The 18,466-nt window shown below is 56.2% G+C and carries 16 protein-coding genes, 1 tRNA gene and 2 pseudogenes; 5 read left to right on the top strand and 14 right to left on the bottom strand.

The features are described from left to right. Positions 1-10 precede the first annotated feature (10 nt). A complete protein-coding gene (hutG, locus tag JTJ32_RS10815; RefSeq protein WP_210041998.1) occupies positions 11-814 on the top strand; it encodes an N-formylglutamate deformylase in 804 nt (267 codons plus the stop codon). A gap of 149 nt (positions 815-963) precedes the next feature. Here hutG and JTJ32_RS10810 read toward each other — a convergent pair whose 3' ends face one another. Beyond that, a complete protein-coding gene (locus JTJ32_RS10810; RefSeq protein WP_210041996.1) occupies positions 964-3,201 on the bottom strand; it encodes a heavy metal translocating P-type ATPase in 2,238 nt (745 codons plus the stop codon). Positions 3,202-3,286: 85 nt separating this feature from the next. Here JTJ32_RS10810 and cadR point away from each other — a divergent pair, with 85 nt between their 5' ends. Beyond that, the gene (gene cadR, locus JTJ32_RS10805; protein WP_099228777.1) at positions 3,287-3,733 is read left to right on the top strand and encodes a Cd(II)/Pb(II)-responsive transcriptional regulator; all 447 of its coding nucleotides are present in this window, start codon (positions 3,287-3,289) and stop codon (positions 3,731-3,733) included. A gap of 52 nt (positions 3,734-3,785) precedes the next feature. Here the strand turns inward: cadR and JTJ32_RS10800 are convergent, their stop codons facing one another. The 4 genes from JTJ32_RS10800 to gabD form a co-directional block, all read right to left on the bottom strand. After that, on the bottom strand, positions 3,786-4,343 hold the full coding sequence (locus tag JTJ32_RS10800; RefSeq protein ID WP_210041994.1) for an HD domain-containing protein: 558 nt from the start codon (positions 4,341-4,343) through the stop codon (positions 3,786-3,788). 197 nt (positions 4,344-4,540) lie between these two features. Then, on the bottom strand, positions 4,541-5,929 hold the full coding sequence (locus tag JTJ32_RS10795) for an HDOD domain-containing protein (RefSeq protein ID WP_210041993.1): 1,389 nt from the start codon (positions 5,927-5,929) through the stop codon (positions 4,541-4,543). A gap of 160 nt (positions 5,930-6,089) precedes the next feature. Continuing rightward, on the bottom strand, positions 6,090-7,370 hold the full coding sequence (gabT, locus tag JTJ32_RS10790; RefSeq protein WP_184322322.1) for a 4-aminobutyrate--2-oxoglutarate transaminase: 1,281 nt from the start codon (positions 7,368-7,370) through the stop codon (positions 6,090-6,092). Between the two features lie 189 nt (positions 7,371-7,559). Then, positions 7,560-9,002 (bottom strand): NADP-dependent succinate-semialdehyde dehydrogenase, encoded by a 1,443-nt coding sequence (gene gabD / locus JTJ32_RS10785; protein ID WP_210041991.1) that lies wholly within the window; start codon positions 9,000-9,002, stop codon positions 7,560-7,562. Positions 9,003-9,344: 342 nt separating this feature from the next. On the opposite strand from gabD, the gene JTJ32_RS10780 reads away from it, so the two are divergent. Beyond that, a tRNA-Arg gene (locus JTJ32_RS10780) sits at positions 9,345-9,421 on the top strand. Between the two features lie 213 nt (positions 9,422-9,634). Here the strand turns inward: JTJ32_RS10780 and JTJ32_RS10775 are convergent. The 6 genes from JTJ32_RS10775 to JTJ32_RS10750 form a co-directional block, all read right to left on the bottom strand. Then, positions 9,635-10,150 (bottom strand): hypothetical protein, encoded by a 516-nt coding sequence (locus JTJ32_RS10775; RefSeq protein ID WP_210041989.1) that lies wholly within the window; start codon positions 10,148-10,150, stop codon positions 9,635-9,637. A gap of 183 nt (positions 10,151-10,333) precedes the next feature. Beyond that, positions 10,334-10,951, bottom strand: coding sequence for a recombinase family protein (locus JTJ32_RS10770; RefSeq protein WP_210041987.1), 618 nt, complete (start codon positions 10,949-10,951; stop codon positions 10,334-10,336). Positions 10,952-11,303: 352 nt separating this feature from the next. Further along, positions 11,304-11,963, bottom strand: a complete 660-nt coding sequence (locus tag JTJ32_RS10765; protein ID WP_210041985.1) for a DUF2971 domain-containing protein — start codon at positions 11,961-11,963, stop codon at positions 11,304-11,306. A gap of 320 nt (positions 11,964-12,283) precedes the next feature. Further along, positions 12,284-12,760, bottom strand: a complete 477-nt coding sequence (locus JTJ32_RS10760) for a DUF2280 domain-containing protein (RefSeq protein WP_210041984.1) — start codon at positions 12,758-12,760, stop codon at positions 12,284-12,286. Positions 12,761-12,921: 161 nt separating this feature from the next. Further along, entirely contained in the window at positions 12,922-14,307 is a 1,386-nt protein-coding gene (locus JTJ32_RS10755) for a PIN-like domain-containing protein (RefSeq protein ID WP_210041983.1), read from the bottom strand. Between the two features lie 685 nt (positions 14,308-14,992). Further along, positions 14,993-15,256 (bottom strand): hypothetical protein, encoded by a 264-nt coding sequence (locus JTJ32_RS10750; RefSeq protein WP_236059289.1) that lies wholly within the window; start codon positions 15,254-15,256, stop codon positions 14,993-14,995. Between the two features lie 41 nt (positions 15,257-15,297). Here JTJ32_RS10750 and JTJ32_RS26400 point away from each other — a divergent pair. After that, positions 15,298-15,390 (top strand): annotated as a pseudogene (locus tag JTJ32_RS26400) (chromosome segregation protein SMC); the annotation flags it as partial. A gap of 131 nt (positions 15,391-15,521) precedes the next feature. Here the strand turns inward: JTJ32_RS26400 and JTJ32_RS10745 are convergent. The 3 genes and pseudogenes from JTJ32_RS10745 to JTJ32_RS10735 all read right to left on the bottom strand — a co-directional run. Beyond that, on the bottom strand, positions 15,522-15,974 hold the full coding sequence (locus JTJ32_RS10745; RefSeq protein WP_210041982.1) for a DUF6392 family protein: 453 nt from the start codon (positions 15,972-15,974) through the stop codon (positions 15,522-15,524). Next, positions 15,971-17,503 carry an S-type pyocin domain-containing protein gene (locus tag JTJ32_RS10740; RefSeq protein WP_210041981.1) on the bottom strand — a complete coding sequence of 511 codons (1,533 nt, stop codon included), beginning with the start codon at positions 17,501-17,503 and terminating at the stop codon, positions 15,971-15,973. The genes JTJ32_RS10745 and JTJ32_RS10740 overlap by 4 nt, the downstream gene beginning before the upstream one ends. 115 nt (positions 17,504-17,618) lie before the next feature. Then, a pseudogene (locus tag JTJ32_RS10735) lies at positions 17,619-17,852 on the bottom strand (SDR family NAD(P)-dependent oxidoreductase); the annotation flags it as partial. 167 nt (positions 17,853-18,019) lie between these two features. Here JTJ32_RS10735 and JTJ32_RS10730 point away from each other — a divergent pair. Continuing rightward, positions 18,020-18,385, top strand: coding sequence for a histone-like nucleoid-structuring protein, MvaT/MvaU family (locus JTJ32_RS10730; RefSeq protein ID WP_099228791.1), 366 nt, complete (start codon positions 18,020-18,022; stop codon positions 18,383-18,385). The last annotated feature ends 81 nt before the right edge of the window (positions 18,386-18,466 follow it).

The raw sequence follows: 18,466 nt of genomic DNA, 5'->3' as shown, positions 1-18,466 counted from the left end.
GGAGAAGATTGTGGACAACGTTCTGACATTCACCCGCGGCCGTATTCCGCTGCTGATCAGCATGCCCCACGCGGGCCTCAAGCTCACGCCCGCCGTGGAAGCCGGGCTCGTGGACGAAGCGCTGAGCCTGCCCGACACCGACTGGCACATTCCGCGTCTGTACGACTTCGCTGCAGAACTGGGCGCCAGCACCCTGGCGGCCGAATATTCGCGTTTTGTGATTGACCTGAATCGCCCTGCTGACGACAAACCGATGTATGCCGGTGCGACCACGGGGCTGTTTCCGTCGATCCTGTTCGACGGCGTGCCACTGTTCAAGGAAGGCCTGGCACCGGGAGATGAAGAGCGTGCGCAGTATCTGGAGCAGATCTGGACGCCGTATCACCAGACACTCGAACAGGAACTGCAACGGCTGCGCGACGAGTTCGGCTACGCGCTGCTGTTCGACGCGCACTCGATTCGCGGCCACGTTCCGCACCTGTTCGACGGCCGCCTGCCGGACTTCAACCTCGGCACCTTTAACGGCGCCAGTTGCGATGCGGAACTGGCCAGCAGACTGGAACAGGTCTGCGCGGCAGCCAAGGATTACAGCCATGTGCTGAACGGCCGCTTCAAGGGCGGCCACATCACCCGCCATTACGGCGACCCGGCAAACAACATCCACGCCGTGCAACTGGAACTGGCGCAAAGCACCTACATGGAAGAATTCGCCCCGTTCCATTACCGCCCTGACCTTGCCGAACCGACCCGCAATGTCCTGAAACCGTTGTTGGAAACCTTCATTGCCTGGGGCCAGGAGCGGTTTGGCAGGTGAATACGTCAACACACGATTCCTGTGGACGGCGGCTTGCCGGCGATACGGACGGTCAGACAACCTTTCGCCACCTGACCTGACGCGATCGCCGGCAAGCCGCCTCCCACCCTCCGTCGTCTGCCACACGCAACGGCAGGATCAGCCAGCGCTTACTTCTTGAGCAATCGCAACCCGTTGAACACCACCAGCAAACTGACCCCCATGTCGGCAAACACTGCCATCCACATGGTCGCCAGCCCCGCGAAGGTGATACCGATGAACAGCACTTTGGTGACAATCGCCAGGACGATGTTCTGCTTGAGCACGGTCGAGGTCCGGCGCGACAGGCGAATAAACGCCGGGATCTTGCGCAGATCATCGTCCATCAGCGCGACATCCGCCGTTTCGATCGCCGTATCCGTCCCCGCCGCCGCCATCGCGAAACCGATCTCGGATCGTGCCAGCGCAGGCGCATCGTTGATGCCGTCGCCAACCATCCCGACGCGATGGTTCTGCGCGTACAGCCCTTCAATCGCCGCCAGCTTGTCCGCAGGAAGCAGGTTGCCCTGCGCCTGATCGATGCCCACCTGATCGGCAATCGCCTTGGCCGTGTGCGGGTTGTCGCCCGTCAGCATCAGGGTCTTGATACCCAGTTTATGCAGTTCGGCGATGGCCTGACGGCTGGTTTCCTTGACCGTATCGGCCACGGCAAACAGCGCCAGCGGACCGGTTGAGTCGAGGAGCAGCACCACGCTCTTGCCCTGCATTTCCAGCGCATCCAGACGTGCCTCCAGTTCAGGCGAGCACAGACCCAGTTCCTCCACCAGACGATGATTGCCCAGATGGTACAGGCGGCCATTGATCTCGCCCTTCACGCCGCGCCCGCCCAGCGCTTCGAAGTTCACCACGTCATGCACGGCAGCGCCCGCTTCGGACGCCTTGGCAATGGCTTGAGAAACCGGATGATCGGAGCGACCGGCAAGGCTTGCGGCGATGGCAGGCGCGGTGTCGGCTGCCTCGTTATGCAGCGCAACATAATCGGTTTGCACCGGCTTGCCATGCGTCAAGGTCCCGGTCTTGTCGAGGGCCAGATAATCCAGCTTCTCGCCCATTTCCAGGTACACACCGCCCTTGATCAAAATACCTTTGCGCGCCGCAGCCGCCAGGCCACTGACGATGGTTACAGGCGTGGAGATCACCAGCGCACACGGGCATGCGACGACCAGCAGTACCAGCGCACGGTAGATCCAGTCGAACCACGCGCCGCCAAAGAACAGCGGAGCCACGAGCGCAACCGCCAACGCCACCACAAACACCACCGGCGTGTAGATACGCGAGAAGCTGTCGACGAAGCGCTGAGTCGGGGCGCGCGATCCCTGGGCCGCTTCAACGGCATGGATGATCCGCGCCAATGTCGAATTATTCGCCGCCGCCGTGACGCGATACTCCAGCGAACCCGCCTGATTGATGGTCCCCGCAAACACCTTGTCGCCCACGGCCTTTTCGACCGGCAGGCTTTCCCCGGTGATCGAGGCCTGATCGATAGTCGATTGTCCGGACACGACTTCACCGTCCAGCGCGATACGCTCACCAGGCCTTACCCGCACGATGGCGTCCATTTCAACCTTTTTGGCATCAACTTCCAGCCAAACGCCATCCAACTGGCGAACCGTCGCCAGTTCCGGCGTCAACTGCATCAAACCGCTGATTGCGTTACGCGCACGATCCAGCGACTTGGCTTCAATGAGTTCAGCCACCGTGAACAGGAACATCACCATGGCCGCCTCAGGCCATTGCCCGATCAGCACGGCGCCGGTCACGGCGATGCTCATCAGCGCATTGATGTTCAGATTGAAGTTTTTGAGCGCAATCCAGCCTTTTTTGTAGGTCGTGAGGCCGCAACTGAAGATCGACACCAGCGCCAGCAGCGCAACGACCCAGGTCGGGCCCAGCGAAGCAAAATGCACCACTTCGGCTGCCAGCGCCGCGACGCCGGACAGCGCCAGCGGCCACCAGTGTTTCTTCGGAGCAGGAGCAGCCGCGGCGTCTGAAGTCGCCCCCTCTTCAATCAGGTCGGCCTGCATGCCCAGCGAACCGATGGCCTCGCGAATCGGATCGGTCGACGGCAAGTCATGCCAGACGCCGAGGATGCGATTGATCAGGTTGAATTCCAGTTTCTGCACGCCCGCCAGCTTGCCCAGTTTGTTCTGGATCAGGGTCTGCTCGGTCGGGCAGTCCATCGCTTCGATACGAAAACTGCTCAACCGCGCATCGGCTGACGAGGCGTTATCGAGCGTCACGACGGCGGGCGCTGCCTTGCTGGAGCAGCAAGAATGCGCATGTTCTGCGTGCACGTCTTCGTGCTCGTCATGACCGTGTGTCGGGGTAGCTTTGCTGATCGGGCCCATTTGGCGCGCTCCTGGATTCTGCTTGTTGCCAAGTGAACACCCTGTAGCCACTATAGGGTCAAGCACTAAAAACGAGAGGCAGCCCATGAAGATCGGTGAACTGGCGAAGTTGACGGATACGCAGGTCGAAACTGTCCGTTATTACGAACGTGAAGGTCTGCTGCCCGCCCCCGCGCGCAGCGATGGCAATTACCGTCTGTACACCCAGGCCCACGTCGAGCGGCTGTCGTTCATCCGCAATTGCCGCAGCCTGGACATGACGCTGGAAGAGATTCGCAGCCTGCTGAACCTGCGCGACAGCCCGCAGGATCAATGCGAAAGCGTCAATGCGCTGATCGACGAGCACATCGAACACGTCAACGCCCGGGTCGCCAGCCTGCAGGCGCTGCAGCAACAACTGCTTGATCTGCGCCAACGTTGCGGCAGCGGCGAGGCCGATCACTGCGCGATTCTGGAAAGGCTGGAAGTCACCGGCGCCGTCGCCTCACCCGAAGGCGAGCCCTCGCATGTGGGGCGCAGTCACAGTCATTGAGGCTCAATGCCCGACCGGATCGTGCCGATGCTTCGCGTCATGATCCGGCTGATCACACCGCTTCGAAGCCATCCACATACAGAACCTGATAACGCGCCATGGCGTCGCCAAGCCGTTGCCTCAGGTAGCCATTCGCATGGCCCAACGCATTCAGGATCTGCTCGGACTCGATCAGGTAGGACGCTCGCTTGGCATGCGTCCATTTGGCAGGCGCTGACTGCAGATTGGTGATGCGGTCGCACAGCTTGACCGCCGCCGCTTCACGGGAATGCTCGGCGATACCCTGAAAATAACGCTCCTCGGAAAACGGCACGATCAGGTTCTTGCTCAGGCACGCAACGGTCGATGCGACCTCTGCGCCAAACGCCTCCTGCAACTGCGCCGTCGTCACATCAGTGTCTTCCACTACGTCATGCAACAGCGCAGCAGGCAGCGCAATCTCGAATGCACCCACGGGTTCCTCGCGATGGGCAAAGATCAGCTCATTGGCAACCATCGCCACGTGGGTGGTGTAAGGCAGATCCGAACTGGTCATCGTCTGTCCGACGTGAGCTTGAGACGCGAACAGCCAGGCTTTGTTGTAGAGATGTTGCAGGTCGAGGGTGGGCATCAGGTGGTTCCTATGCTGAGGGGGTCAGATCACCCTGTGGGAGGCGGCTTGCCGGCGATAGTGTCAGGTCAGCCAATGGTGGAGCGTCAGAAAGAGCATCGACGGCAAGCCACCTTTTACAAGGTTTTGCATTCTTCCAACGAGAGCTGTGAGTAATGCCGGACACGGACCGTGAGAAGCGCTACAACGCATCCAACTCAAGCCTTCGGGACGTCCTCAACGCTTTGCTCGGGCTCGGGCTCGGGCTCTTCGGCCGCTGGCGACTCGGGTGTGAGGTCCAGGAGGTCCGGGCCGTCATCTTCGACCCCCTCTCCCTCACTCTCCTCAGGCTCCACCACCAAAGGCGCCAACAGACTCGGATCGGTCACCCCCGTCAGCTTCTTGCGCAGACGCTGCAAATCCCCGACGCTGAGTTTCAACAGCTTCGCCGACTTGGTCTTGAGCAACTGGGTGACGCTTTCTTCCTCGCCCAGCTGAGCCATCTGCCCGGCCAGGTTCATCGCCAGCACCTCGCGCTTGTAGATACCGGTGTTGTACTGATACACCGCCGCGATCAGCTCGCGCAGTTCCAGCGGCAGACGCCAGCGGGTGCGCAGCGCAGAACCGAAGGACGCCGAGTATTGCTCCAGCGCCTGATCAATCGCCTGTTCATTCAGCTCACCGCCCGCCAGCAGCCATTCCTGCAGACAGCCCAGCACCGCCAGATCACCCAGCGATTGCAGCAATCCGGCGCAGAAGCAGCGCTCGACATCCAGCTCGAGCATGCCGCCCAGAATCCGTGCGTAGTCCGCTGTGCGTTGCGACAGGGTCCAGAACTGACTGGCCTTGGCCAGCAACGCGTCGCTGGTCAGCACCGCCATGCGCTTTTTGGCCAGACCCGACGCGATGGTAGCCGTCTGCGGTGCGCCCAGCACCGCCATCGCGCCACCCAGCGTCTGCACAGGCTTTCCCAAATGTTGGGCCGCCGTGTTTGCAGCGGCGATCAACACTGCCGTAATGTGCGGATCGTTGCGCAACTCCTGCTCCAGCAGCGTCGCATCCAGCCCGCTTGATCCCTGGCTCAGTTGAATAGCATTGGGCACATCAACAAACAGCGGCGCGCCATCAGCCACATCGCGACGCTTTTCCAGAAACTTCATCAACGTCAAACCCGGCGTCAGCGCAGGCATGTCGCCCGGTGCAGCCGAACGACGGCCCAGCAGCAACCCTTCCAGACGCTGCTTCAGGCCCACAGTATCCAGGGGTTTGGTCAGATAAGCCGTCGGCGCGAGCGGCAACACCTCGCGCACGCTGGCCGCATCACTGCGGTTGCTGATCAGAATGAACGGGATCGGCGGCTGACGACGCAGGTTGCGAATGCCGCGCAAGAGGCTCAGCCCATCGATGGCGGGCAGCTCACGTGCAGCAATGACCAGGTCCGGCAGGTGTTTTTTCATCCATTCAATGGCTTGCCTGCCGTCGGTGCACATCTCCAGCTCGATATCACCACGCACACTCAGCACCAGCTCGCTGAGAGTTTCGCGAACCCACGGATCGGACTCAGCAATCAATACGCGAGGTACCGCGGGTAAAACTACAGCAGTCATCAGGACTCTCCGACATCGATGCGTTCACCTTAGCCAAAGCCTTCGCCCGGATATAGCCAAAACAGTGAAATACCTTCGTTCAGACCAAAAAAAACCCGTCGAAACGGGCTTTTTTTGTCTGTTTGGTCACAAATCAACCAATCCGTGACCGCACAGCGGATCAGGCGATTTCAGCGAAACATTCTTCGAGAATGGCCAGACCTTTGGTCAGCAGTTCGTCTTCGGCAGTCAGCGGAACCAGCACGCGCAGGACGTTGCCGTAGGTGCCGCACGACAGCAGGATCAGACCCTTGTCACGTGCCTTGGCCACAACCTGAGCCACGGCCGCTGCGTTCGGCTTGTGCGAGTCGCCGTCTTCGAACAGCTCCAGCGCAATCATCGCGCCCAGCGCACGAACTTCGCCGATGACCGGGTGCTTGGCCTGGATGGCTTTCAGGCCAGTGACCAGACGCTCGCCGACCGACTTGCAACGCTCCAGCAGGTTCTCTTCTTCAAAGATATCCAGCACCGCCAGTGCCGCCGCGCACGCCACCGGGCTACCGGCGTAAGTGCCGCCCAGACCGCCCGGCGCGATGGCATCCATGTACTCGGCCTTGCCGCACACGCCCGCCAGCGGGAAGCCGCCTGCGATGGACTTGGCGAAGGTGGTCAGATCGGCCGCAACGCCCATCTGCTCCATGGCGAAGAAGGTGCCGGTACGGCCAGCGCCCGTCTGCACTTCGTCAGCGATCAGCAGAATGCCGTGCTTGTCGCACAGCTCGCGCAGACGCAGCATGAAGGCTTTCGGCGCCACGTAGAAACCACCTTCGCCCTGCACAGGCTCGATGATGATGGCGGCGATGTCTTTCGGCTCGGCGTCGTTCTTGAAGATGCGTTCGATGCTGGCGATGGAATCGTCAACGCTCACGCCATGCAGCTCGCACGGGTACAGCGCACGGAAGATACCGCCGGGCATCAGGCCCATGCCGGCCGAGTACGGCACGACCTTGCCGGTCAGACCCAGGGTCATCATGGTGCGGCCGTGGTAAGCGCCGGTGAAGGCGATCACGCCAGCACGGCCAGTGGCCGCGCGGGCAACCTTGACGGCGTTTTCGACCGCTTCGGAACCGGTCGTCACCAGCAGGGTTTTCTTCTCGAAATCACCCGGCACCTTGGCGTTGATCTTCTCGCACAGCTCGACATACGGCTCGTAAGCCAGCACCTGGAAGCAAGTGTGCGTCAGCTTGGTCAGCTGCTCCTGCACGGCAGCAACGATTTTCGGGTGCAGGTGACCGGTGTTCAGTACCGCAATACCGCCCGCGAAGTCGATGAACTCACGGCCTTCAACGTCGGTAACGGTGGCGTTCCTGGCCGAAGCAGCGAAGATCGGGTGAATCTGACCCACGCCACGCGGGACGGCAGCATGGCGGCGTTGCATCAGGGAGTCGTTTGTCTTGCTCATGTATTCCTCATTCGCCGCTCATCGGTCGGCGTAGCTCAAGGATCAAGCGGGCTGGATCAGTTGCAACAGCATACGATGATCGACTGTCGCAGCCTTCAGGCCACCAATAAGTTTGGGGTGCAGCAAAAGCCGATGACACGTCGCTCTCGCGCGCCATCGGCTGCAATAACTCTGGCCGGACAGTCTGGATCAGACCGACAGGCAGAGGTATTTGATTTCCAGATAATCTTCGATGCCGTACTTGGAGCCTTCACGACCCAGGCCCGAGGACTTGATGCCGCCGAACGGTGCCAGTTCGTTGGAGATCAGGCCGGTGTTGATACCCACCATGCCGTATTCCAGCGCCTCGGCCACGCGGAACACGCGGCTCATGTTCTGAGCATAGAAGTACGACGCCAGACCGAACTCGGTGTCGTTGGCCATTTCGATCACTTCGGCCTCATCCTTGAAGCGGAACAGCGGTGCCAGCGGGCCGAAGGTTTCTTCCTTCGCGACAGCAGCATCTTTCGACACGTTGACCAGAATAGTCGGTTCGAAGAACGAGCCTTCCATGCTGTTGCCACCGGACAACACTTTAGCGCCCTTGCTCACGGCGTCGGCAATGTGTTCCTTGACCTTGGCCACGGCCTTGTCGTCGATCAGCGGACCGGTGGTGATGCCTTCTTCCAGACCGTTACCGATCTTGAGCTTGGCCACGGCAACCTTGAGCTTCTCGGCGAACGCGTCGTACACCGCGTCCTGCACGTAGATACGGTTGGCGCAGACGCAGGTCTGACCGTTGTTGCGGTACTTGGAGATCATCGCGCCTTCAACCGCCTTATCCAGGTCGGCATCGTCAAACACGATGAACGGCGCGTTGCCGCCCAGTTCCAGCGAGACTTTCTTGATGTCCTTGGCGCATTCGGCCATCAGCTGACGACCAATGTCGGTCGAGCCCGTGAAGGACAGCTTGCGCACGATCGGGTTGCCGGTCAGTTCGCTGCCGATATCGCCCGCGCTGCCCGTCACCACACTGAACACGCCCGCCGGAATACCCGCACGCTCGGCCAGTTCAGCCAGCGCCAGTGCAGAGTAAGGCGTCTGCGAAGCAGGCTTGAGCACCATGGTGCAACCCGCCGCCAGCGCAGGACCGGCTTTACGGGTGATCATCGCGGCCGGGAAGTTCCACGGCGTAATCGCAGCGGTCACACCAATTGGCTGCTTGAGCACGATCAGGCGCTTGTCCGGCTGGTGACCGGGAATCACATCGCCGTAGACGCGCTTGGCTTCTTCCGCGAACCACTCAATAAAGGAAGCGGCGTAAGCAATCTCGCCCTTGGCCTCGGCCAGCGGCTTGCCCTGCTCCAGCGTCATCAACAGACCCAGGTCGTCCTGGTTCTCGATCATCAGCTCGAACCAGCGACGCAACTTGTTGCCCCGCTCCTTGGCGGTCAACGCACGCCAGGCGGGCAGCGCCCTGTCAGCCGCCTCGATCGCACGACGCGTCTCGGCCGCGCCCATTTTCGGCACCGTCCCGAGGATCTCGTTGGTGGCAGGGTTATTGACCTTGATCGACTGACCACCGTCCGCATCCAGCCACTGGCCGTTGATGTAGGCTTGCTGGCGGAACAGTTTGGAATCTTTGAGCTGCATGTCGGCCTCCTAAACAGCACCGCACAAGGGCGGAGCGAACACATGAATATCGATGCACCCCCGTTGGAAGTCATCGCCGGGAAAACATTCCATCGGCCTGAGCGATGCGCGGCGCGAGAAAGCGCGAAGACCGAACAAGAACGTTTGAAATCTCAAACGAATCCTAGGGACTGCGGGGGTAAAGGACAATAGCCTGTTCGAAAAAAAGAACGGGGTGTTGAGGTGGGATTGGAGGGTTTGCGTGATTTTCAGGCACGGGACGGGTAAAGCGTGCGAAATCGACAACAGCCGCTCGCCAGCATGGACGCCCGCCCATCAGATGAGTATCATGGCGCCCGCGTTGCACCAGTAGCTCAGCTGGATAGAGTACTGCCCTCCGAAGGCAGGGGTCGTGGGTTCGAATCCCGCCTGGTGCGCCAATGAATTCAAGGCTTTTCAAGGCTTATAGCCTTTGTCCCCCACTCGCCGAAACGTCCGTGACAGCAGGGTGACAGCAAGCAGCGATACTAATGGCCCTCCTAAGGGGAAGGTTGCAGGTTCGAACCCCGCCTGGGACACCATATATTTAGGAGGCTTTGGCCAATGTGGTTGCCGCGCCGTTAGTCCCATGGGTGCATGATGGGTGCAACAGCCTACTTCAAGCCCTCCGATGCCGAGCCACAAGCGACAGAGTGAGCCGGCGCATCTGCCGATGCGATCGCCAAATGAGCGCCAAAGAACATCAGTCCCCAAATTGAGTTTCCTGCGTCGTCGAATACCACTCTGTAGACGAACGTCGATTCATTCAGGTGTTTTGGCTGAGTGCTGTTTAGGGCGGTCTGAATTAGAGCAACCTGGCCGGGATCTTCGATCTGTTCAAAAGCATCTACTGTCACTTTGGCTGCAATTCCCAGCGCCGAACCTCTCTCAACCCAGTAAAGGGCTCTAACGATTCGGGTTATCACCTCCCGGTACTCTTTCCCATTGAAGCGCACGGCCACTGCCGGCCTAAGAATTGGCCCATTGAAGTGATGGAATGTGCGCTGGGCGGACTGAAACACCTTACGGCTCAGTTTTTTATTTGCGGCTAAAGTTTTCTGCATCGATTCGATCACAAGAGACTGGTCTCCTCTGGCTTCGCCAGTGCTCAGGCCTATCATGATCTTCACTATCTCATCCGCTAGAGATCCCCCTTGATTGCATTTCGGGCACGCTGGAACAGTGTGCATATTCCGGGGGTACGGCTTCGTATACAGGCCCTTCGGCGGGATATGGTCGGAAGTGGTGCCGGGCCTAATGCCGCATATCGCGCACAGTTTTTTCATCTTGATCCTAATCAATGATGGCCAAAGTTAGGCCTGCAAGCTGTCCTTGATGCGCAGTACTGTCGTGGTGGAACAGGTGGCGTGCCTCGCTGTTGCACGGATGCCAAGGCCAGCACCTAGCAGCTCCCTCACTCTCTTGTGCAAATCCTCGTCGACGGGACGGCCCTGGTACTTGCCGGCAGCTTTCGCTTTCTCGATACCCTGAGCCTGGCGTTCGCGGCGCTGCTCGTAATCCTTGCGCGCGATCGCAGCCATCATCTCCACCAGCATGGAGTTGATCGCCCCCAACATCCGGCTGGTGAACTCGTCCCCCTTGGCGTCCTGCATTCCCTGGTGGCTCGTTGGCAGATCGAGCGCGACGATTCGCAGGCCCTTGGAGTCGATAGCGGCCTTGAGCTTATGCCAGTCGTCTAAGGGCAAGCGTGAGAGCCTGTCGATGGATTCCACCAGCAGCACGTCACCCTTACGCGCATCTTTGAGCAAGCGTAGCAGCTCGGGGCGATCCGCCGTCGCGCCGCTGGCATTCTCCAAGTACTCGCTGGCAATGACTTTGTTGTGGTCGCCGGCGAACCGCTCGAGCGAGGCGCGAGCCCGGCCGGCGTCTTGCTCATCGGTTGAGGCTCGAAGGTATGCGCGAATGAACATGATGTGCGTCTCGTATCAGTTTAGGTGCACTCTTAGTGATACAAAGAACGAGACAGAACGGGACGAAACGACCCTTTTAAAGCGGACGAACGGTCAAGCCAAAAAGAAGGATTTTGTTGCAGTAAGTCGGAGGCAGGCTAAGTGATACAGGGCTGATATTTCAGCTCAGTGATCCAGCCTCAGATTGAGGTTGAGCCTAACTTCCCCCAGCGGGGAGAGTTGCTTCGCGCCACGAAATGAAGGGGCGCGAAATTGTGGCGCGGATTAGTTGCCGACTGCAACGCAGGATGGCGAGATCACCACAGGGACGAGGCGGCCTGTTCCGACCTGCTGTCAGGCTCGGAAGATACAGCTACTTCCACAGAGAATCGTCCTTGTTTTTTACCATCGTGTAGCTCCGGAAAGCGGCTCTGACTTTAAAACAGACCACAGGCTCGAGATCCCCGATAGCCTCGTAGAGATCGGCCCTGGATATCGCAGCTCCTGATCCGACAATCACTTCCTTTAGAGTCATGTGCTCGCTGAAAGCGCTAAAGTAAAGCCCACTGCTGGGGTCTGGAACGCCCAGCGTTCCGAACGAACGAACCTCACGCTCGTATGACCAATGCTTATACTTCGTGGTCAACAATTCCCTCAGCTGCCTATCAAACCCGTCAATAACGTCCTGAGGTTGGGCTTTGAAATCGATACGCTTCGTGCGGTATATCACATCCTCCAAATACTCCTCTGGCATATCAAATCCCAAGCAAATTCCTCTGTGGCGGTCGGCGTAATGAGCCCACTGTACCGGGCTTGAATAATCCTTACTGAAACAGAGTATCCCTTGTTCTTTCTCAACCGTTTGCTTGAGCTGGTTCAACTGAGATCGTAAGCGCGGATCACTTGTGTCGTGACACATAAGCTCAAATGGGTCATTCAAGTCGTCAAAAGTCGAAACTTTTATCCTGCGCTTTCGGATATTTTCCAAACCGTATTTCGCTTCACAAAAATGGTACACACGGCGTGTTTTCATTCGGCTACCTTCGTCGGTTCGGAGTATGTGAGTAGATTGTTAATGTCGTGCTGATCGATGTGCTCAGTTTTGAGCACATCTCAGTTGCAAAGGATTTTGCACCTGGCCTCCCGGTTCGGTATGGCAGGTATTCCGCCCGCCGGGCTGAATGATTCGTTCGGCCGGTTCTCCACCAATGGTGGGAATTAATCCGCGCCACGAAGTGGTGGTGCGCGAAATTGTGGCGCGAGGCGCTGAGAACGGACTGGTTTGGTGGATACCAATTTGGAATGGCTCTGAGCCGTGGAAACCTCAGTGGAAACCATCGCCTTTTTTCTCGCTCATGACCGGTTCGGTGCGCTTGGCGAGACCTGACTACCTGGTGCGAGCGAAAACTCGACTGCTATACGCGTTGCCAGCTCTCCGCTAGATCCCGCACTGGCGGCACGGCGTACGGTGTACATATCGCCACATTCCTTGGCAGCCTGCTCTAACAACTTGGCGGCCTGAGCAAGATGCCCGCGCTCCTCCGCCTCTTCCACCATCCGACCGAGCGCACGGAGCCGGTACGCCCGGTTCGCCACCGGCACCTCTATCATGGTTTCGCGAAAGCCCGCCCGGGTGTCTTCAAATAGCGTCACCCAGCGCTTGGCCAGGCCTTTGCTGCTGCGCTTGGTCGGGTCGTGAATCTCGACCTGCTGACGGGAGACAGTCACCCCAAAGTTAGTCCTCACGGCCTCGGCGACCTGCGACGGTGAGTCGAAGCAGGCCAGCGCCTGAACGATAAAGGTTTTGATTTCGGGAGTGAGCGTGGCCATAAGGTCTGATCTGTCTAGGGGCTGTCAAGAAATTTACCATTTCCACGCACATTTGAGTTAAACAGATCTAGCGCCGAGCTGAATCAATTATGTTCGTGGGCAGGGAACATCCCCAACCCACATATCGATAGCGGCTTTACCCTAGGACATGGGTAGGTACGTCAGTCCGCCCCTGTGAATTTATAGCGACTCAGATTGTTATATTGATCCTCAAGCGTCATCACAAACTCAAAACCTGTAATAGTTTTTAGCAATTGGCCAATTGATATAATTAGGTTTGCAGGAGCGTCGGAAATTGGATTATTAATTAATTTTTCTAGCACTGAGTACGGATCTACAGTATCAGGCACCACGAGCACTAACGTAAAACTTTCAAACTCTTCTTGAGCAAGCGCTCTCATCGCCTGGTGTATTGCCTTATTGAAAAAAGACAGATTAGCAAGCGCGACCTTTACTTCAAAACCTTTGCGATATAGTCCATCTCCGACTATAAAGTCAGGATATACATTTCTATTATTAAGGGTGTTGCCGTAACGACTTAATAGCCAATCATGCACGCAATCTTCGGCTGCTTTAGCAAAGCTCAAGTGATCAGCTACCCGATCTCTAAGCTTGTTGCTCGACGAAATATCTCGCACTTCATTCAAAGTATCTTCTGAAACGGTAGCTGCAAGATATTTTTTTGCATACTGAAGGAAACCTTCCGGCTTATACATGATAAAGTTATCAATACCGCCAATCCTTGATGCTTCTTCAACCAGCTCCGGCCTTGCACCAATGGTTTTGGGGCCATTAAAGTTTACAATCGACCACCAGTCTTCCTTCCCATCATCGGTTACAAAAATTAGGCTCTTCACCCCTTGTTGCTTGGCATGATCTAATAGCTGTATCCATGCAAAGTAATCGCCATACTTCCTTTTGAATGTAATCCCTGAGTGCATGAATTCATCCGGACCATCTTTATCTTTTCCGTCATCTTCGTACCCTGGGGGGATTTTAAATTTGTATCGTGTATCTGCCTCCCTCATAGCCGAATCCACAGAATTTTGATCTTTAAAAGACTTACCTACTTTACCATCAAATAGTTCTTCGATTCGGAGTTTAAGAGGATCTTGATCCATTGGCTTTTGTTGTGCTCCCTGCTGCTCATCAAGCTGAGCACGGAATTTTTCAACTAATCCGTTGAACTCCTCCAGCAGAACATCTGTATTAATCAATGCATGGCGGTTTTGAAGGCTAAGCTTAGATATCTCCGAGGAAAGCACGGTCTGCGCTTTAGTGAGAACACTACGGATTTCATTAAAGCTGCGTCCTTGCGCTGAAATCACTAACAGTCGATTTCGCTGAAATTCTAATGCTACATGGTGAGGTATCCATATGCGGTCAGAAAGCTTGTTTAGGATTGTTATTAACTCTTCTCGGGTGCCAGGTTGATACCGATAAAGATTGAGAAGTATGTTTGTATCAAAAACAAAGAGCGCTTCGTTCCATGCGGTCGTGTAGTTAACGACATTAGAGTTATCAAATTGTGGAAAGAGTCCTTTCATTTATTCTCCGAACAGATGGTCATGTATGTTTAACGATCGTAGCCGTCAACGGAGATTACTCAACACAGACGGTTCGCGCCATCAAAATGCCATTGCATTACCTGATTTTTTTGACTCAACTTGCGGCGCGTGTGGATTTTGGAGATACGCCCAGCTTCGGGCACATTTCTGCGGTTTCAGCCAAGCAGGTAGGCCTACCCTCCCTATCTTGCCTGCCGTACAGCCCAACACGGCGCGTTGCCCTGACGTTGATGCCCTTAGCTTTCAGGATATCTCCACAGGTGGTGGGTAATCCCCCGCCAAGGATTTACTCCGTTGGTGGATACCTCGGCCCCGGCCTCGATCTGATCCATACCCCAAAGGGGGCTCGGCCCCGCATCCAGATGTGAGCAGTTCTGCTTGCATCTCAACGTGCCAGATCACTTTTACGACCGGCTCGTGAAAGGGCGCGATCCGAAGCCCACGCTGCCCAAGCTAGACACCGGAAAACCTTCCGGCATCTCAAAGTGGGATTTTTCCACTTCGCTCCTGCAGATAGATCGGCTTGGGTTTCAGCCGATCTATCTGCACCCGCACTGGGCAGTGCCCGGCACCGGGCAAGACTGCCTCTAAGCCCGCACAGGAAGATCGGCGAGGATTTTGCCGATGTCTCTAAAGCTTAGGGCATCTCATCCGCAGGGGCCGGTCAGTTTATGCCGCATTGTCGAAGCGCAGCGGCAAGGGATTGATCAAGCGCATATTCGCCGGTGGTGCTCGCTGCTTGATTCAGTCCCACGGTGCGATATATGACGGTGTGGCCCGTCTTCATCTGACTCAGGATCAAGCGCGCCTTCTCGCCCGTGGCCGCTGTGAATGGCGACATCGACCGAGCGGCAGCCTCCATTGCAGATTTGTAAGCATTGGTCACGATCTGCTGCTGTTGAGGGTCTTTCGGCGTGGCAGCTTGCATGGCTTGTAATTGCCCCTCTGGAACATAGTCCAGCGGCGTTTCACATCGTCGAAGCACGGGAAAAGCACAAGGGCATAGAACGCAACGCCCTATGGCTCTCTCAGACGGTGCTTGAAGAGAAATGGAACCAGGCCATCGAGCATTGCCTCTTCTTGGATCGATAACACCATAACGAGCAGCAGGTTGTCATATAGTTTCTCCAGCTTCTTATGTGAGCGCATCAGGCTGTCGCAGGTTCCAGTGCTTAAAGCTACCTCATAACTTTCTATCTGCGCTTAAAATGAATGACGTTAACGGTCAGCGACTCGGTGTATTGAAAGATCATCAGGACTGATCCATAAATCTTCGCGTCTAGATTGTACGCGTCCCAACCACCCTTCTTGCCGAGCACCGGAAGCGTTACTGGCTCCTTTGAGTCTACCGGCGGGCCAAAACGTTCTCTCACCCAACTTTGGTTGATTTGCTTGATCAAGGGTTCAGGCAAGGGGCCTTTATACTCTTTGGTTCCATCTACAGTTTTAAGAAGTGTCACATATACGTGCTGAAGTATCTTCCCTTCAGAAAAGCTCAAACTCAAACCGTTCTCAATGGACAAATATGGCTCATCATCACTTTTAAATAAACGCTGAAGACCCTTTGCAGGAATAGTGCCTTCCGCCAGCAATTGAGAATAGCTCTTGCCGATACCTTTTACGCACTCATCAACTTTATTGGTCATTTGTACCACCCCTGCTCTTTATGCAGATTATGCAGTTCGTCGCGAGCCTTTTCAATATCAACTTCGGCGTAACCCTCTTCGAGCAATCCTCGCTTGATAGCGTCAAAATTACTATCAACTGCTGCTTTCAGATTTGAGGCGTCTAGCCTTTGCTTGGCCTTCACATTTCGCCCTGCATAAGTTTCGCTGTATGTTCTGTGAACCCACTGCGGAATCGCGATACTTGGAGCCTGAGATAGCAGGTATTTAATCTCATCCGGCGTTACGTTATCGAAATTATCAACGATATATGTTCTTAGCGCCGCCTGAGAGGTGACATGGTCAATATCAAGCGTGTCGTTCACGCTTCTACTGCTTAGGTCCTTGTATACTCCAACTTCCAAAGGCTTTACCGCTGGCTTCGCAAAAACAATGTAGATCGGCGGGATGCCCGACTTTGGCGGGAATACCAGGATACAGTCCTGCCAGGTTACATCATTTTCAGCGGGATAAATCTCGATCTGGGTATCAGTATCCTCGGCTATTGGGTGCACCAATACTTTTGAAAGCTCGTCTGACGCACCAGGATACGGTGTTGGGGCAGTAATTACAGGGCCATCATTTGGAGTCCAGATGATGGTGATGCCGCCGACACGAGCTTCGATGTGCTGCTTGTTTGCGCTCCATTGAGCGTTTACAACAGGGACACTCGCCATTCCTGACGACTGGGCGGTGTGAATCCCGTAGACCTGAACTTCTCCCCTTTCGTCTTTTCGGAATTGGAAGCGCACCCTCGTCGCCGCCTCACTCATACCTCTCAGTTGCTCTTCGGTATAGAGACTGCCGTCAGCTATATCCCTAGGCAAGAACGCGAGAACTAACCCAGTAGTGACCGAACCAGCAGTCATAGCACTTCGAAGGGCCCACCTACCAAAACTCTCAATGCTAAGCTGACCAGCGATCCGACCGAGGTACGTTATGCCTCCGGAGCCAGCCTCAACACTTGCCGGAGCACCAACAGCTCCAAGCACCGCAAACTTACCAAAATTATCTGCCGGCTCTTTACGCTTCCCCGCATCTATCGAGCCAGCCGGAACTGTGCAGGACTTCGCGAAAACGCAGAGCTTTGGTGGGGTGTAACCACTTAAATTATTGGTTGGAATGCCTACCGTGAATTCGCTTTTGTAGGAACCATCGCTGATAGCTTGAGCCCAGATATGGGTTGCAGCCTGGGCTTTGGCGGCAAAATCAGGAGCAATGGCGACACTCACATCTTCTGCGGCCGTTGTGCTGGCTTGGGTGGAAATAAGACGGTTGCTACCGAAGGGGCAACCACACTGGACAGCATGTCCATGTGTAGCAATAGCTACGAACTCATCGACGACCGTGGGGTTGCCCTCGGCGATAAACCCCATCGAACTGCATTTTGGGCACCACACGGGGTCACTGATACGTGCCGCTTTTTGATACTCAATGGTAGTGTTGGTGGAGCCCTTGACCACTTTACCTCCAGTGGTTGTGGGATCTCCCTCCCTGATAACAAAAGCCATAACAATCCTTTTATGGTGAAGCAAAGCTCCGATGCTACCAAGTGCGCCGCGCTGAAGATGCAGGAAAAGTCCTAAACAACACTGTAACCGTCGGCGTTTTTCAAGGTAGTTGTCGCGCCACCGTCTTGGTGTGATTGCGAACGGCGGCCTTGGACGATGCGTATGCCGCTGCGCCAGGAATACCAACCAGTCCGGAGCGAGAAGAAATATTGATAATGGAACCAGCCTCGGTGTGGCGCATGGCGCGTATAACGTACTTGCATCCAAGAAACACACCATCCAGATTGGTGCGATGCACGGTCTGCCAGTTCTCCAGACTCGCATGCTCTGGGTCGTGCTGAACGGCACCCGCATTGCTATCGCTTGTAAGCCGCACCTCATTTGGTAGCCGGGTTTTGGACAATCAGGACGAAATCGGTTCGCGCCAGGAAACACCTGACGCCCGCAAATAGGCTGAACTTGTAAACGACTCAATCGATCGTAATAACCACACACGATCATTTATAGGGAAAGATAATGTCCAAGCTTGCAGAGTACCGCCAGTTGGAAAAGCACCTCGCCGAGCAGCTTCAGGCACTGGAAACAATGAAGGGCAATGAGGGGCTCAAGAAAGAAATCGAGTTCGAAACGAAGCTGCGCAAGCTCCTTGAGCACTACGGTTTCAGCCTCAAGCACATCATTAATCTGCTGGGTCCACAGACACCGACTCGTGGTCAAAAGGCAGACAAACCTAAAGGCACACGCAAACCACGCGAGCTCAAGGTCTACAAAAATCCGAAGACAGGTGAAGTGATCGAAACCAAAGGTGGAAATCACAAGGCCTTGAAGGAATGGAAGGCGGAGCACGGTGCGGATGTTGTTGAGGGATGGCTGAAGAAGTAAAGCAGTCTCTCCCGAAAGAGGGCCCAGACGGGCCCTTTTTGATGGGTACGTTTTAAGCTCGACCGTCGCAAACTCGCTGGC

It is taken from the genome of Pseudomonas alliivorans, assembly GCF_017826695.1.
GTDB lineage: Bacteria > Pseudomonadota > Gammaproteobacteria > Pseudomonadales > Pseudomonadaceae > Aquipseudomonas > Aquipseudomonas alliivorans.
The sequence above is the reverse complement of the archived record's forward strand: the minus strand, read 5'-3'. Positions and strand labels throughout refer to the sequence as shown.

Coding starts and splice junctions, on each gene's coding strand:
- JTJ32_RS10810 (WP_210041996.1), bottom strand. CDS start 3,201: ATGGGCCCGATCAGCAAAGCTACCCCGACACACGGTCATGACGAGCAC.
- cadR (WP_099228777.1), top strand. CDS start 3,287: ATGAAGATCGGTGAACTGGCGAAGTTGACGGATACGCAGGTCGAAACT.
- JTJ32_RS10800 (WP_210041994.1), bottom strand. CDS start 4,343: ATGCCCACCCTCGACCTGCAACATCTCTACAACAAAGCCTGGCTGTTC.
- JTJ32_RS10795 (WP_210041993.1), bottom strand. CDS start 5,929: ATGACTGCTGTAGTTTTACCCGCGGTACCTCGCGTATTGATTGCTGAG.
- gabT (WP_184322322.1), bottom strand. CDS start 7,370: ATGAGCAAGACAAACGACTCCCTGATGCAACGCCGCCATGCTGCCGTC.
- gabD (WP_210041991.1), bottom strand. CDS start 9,002: ATGCAGCTCAAAGATTCCAAACTGTTCCGCCAGCAAGCCTACATCAAC.
- JTJ32_RS10770 (WP_210041987.1), bottom strand. CDS start 10,951: ATGTTCATTCGCGCATACCTTCGAGCCTCAACCGATGAGCAAGACGCC.
- JTJ32_RS10765 (WP_210041985.1), bottom strand. CDS start 11,963: ATGAAAACACGCCGTGTGTACCATTTTTGTGAAGCGAAATACGGTTTG.
- JTJ32_RS10760 (WP_210041984.1), bottom strand. CDS start 12,760: ATGGCCACGCTCACTCCCGAAATCAAAACCTTTATCGTTCAGGCGCTG.
- JTJ32_RS10755 (WP_210041983.1), bottom strand. CDS start 14,307: ATGAAAGGACTCTTTCCACAATTTGATAACTCTAATGTCGTTAACTAC.
- JTJ32_RS10750 (WP_236059289.1), bottom strand. CDS start 15,256: ATGCAAGCTGCCACGCCGAAAGACCCTCAACAGCAGCAGATCGTGACC.
- JTJ32_RS10745 (WP_210041982.1), bottom strand. CDS start 15,974: ATGACCAATAAAGTTGATGAGTGCGTAAAAGGTATCGGCAAGAGCTAT.
- JTJ32_RS10740 (WP_210041981.1), bottom strand. CDS start 17,503: ATGGCTTTTGTTATCAGGGAGGGAGATCCCACAACCACTGGAGGTAAA.
- JTJ32_RS10730 (WP_099228791.1), top strand. CDS start 18,020: ATGTCCAAGCTTGCAGAGTACCGCCAGTTGGAAAAGCACCTCGCCGAG.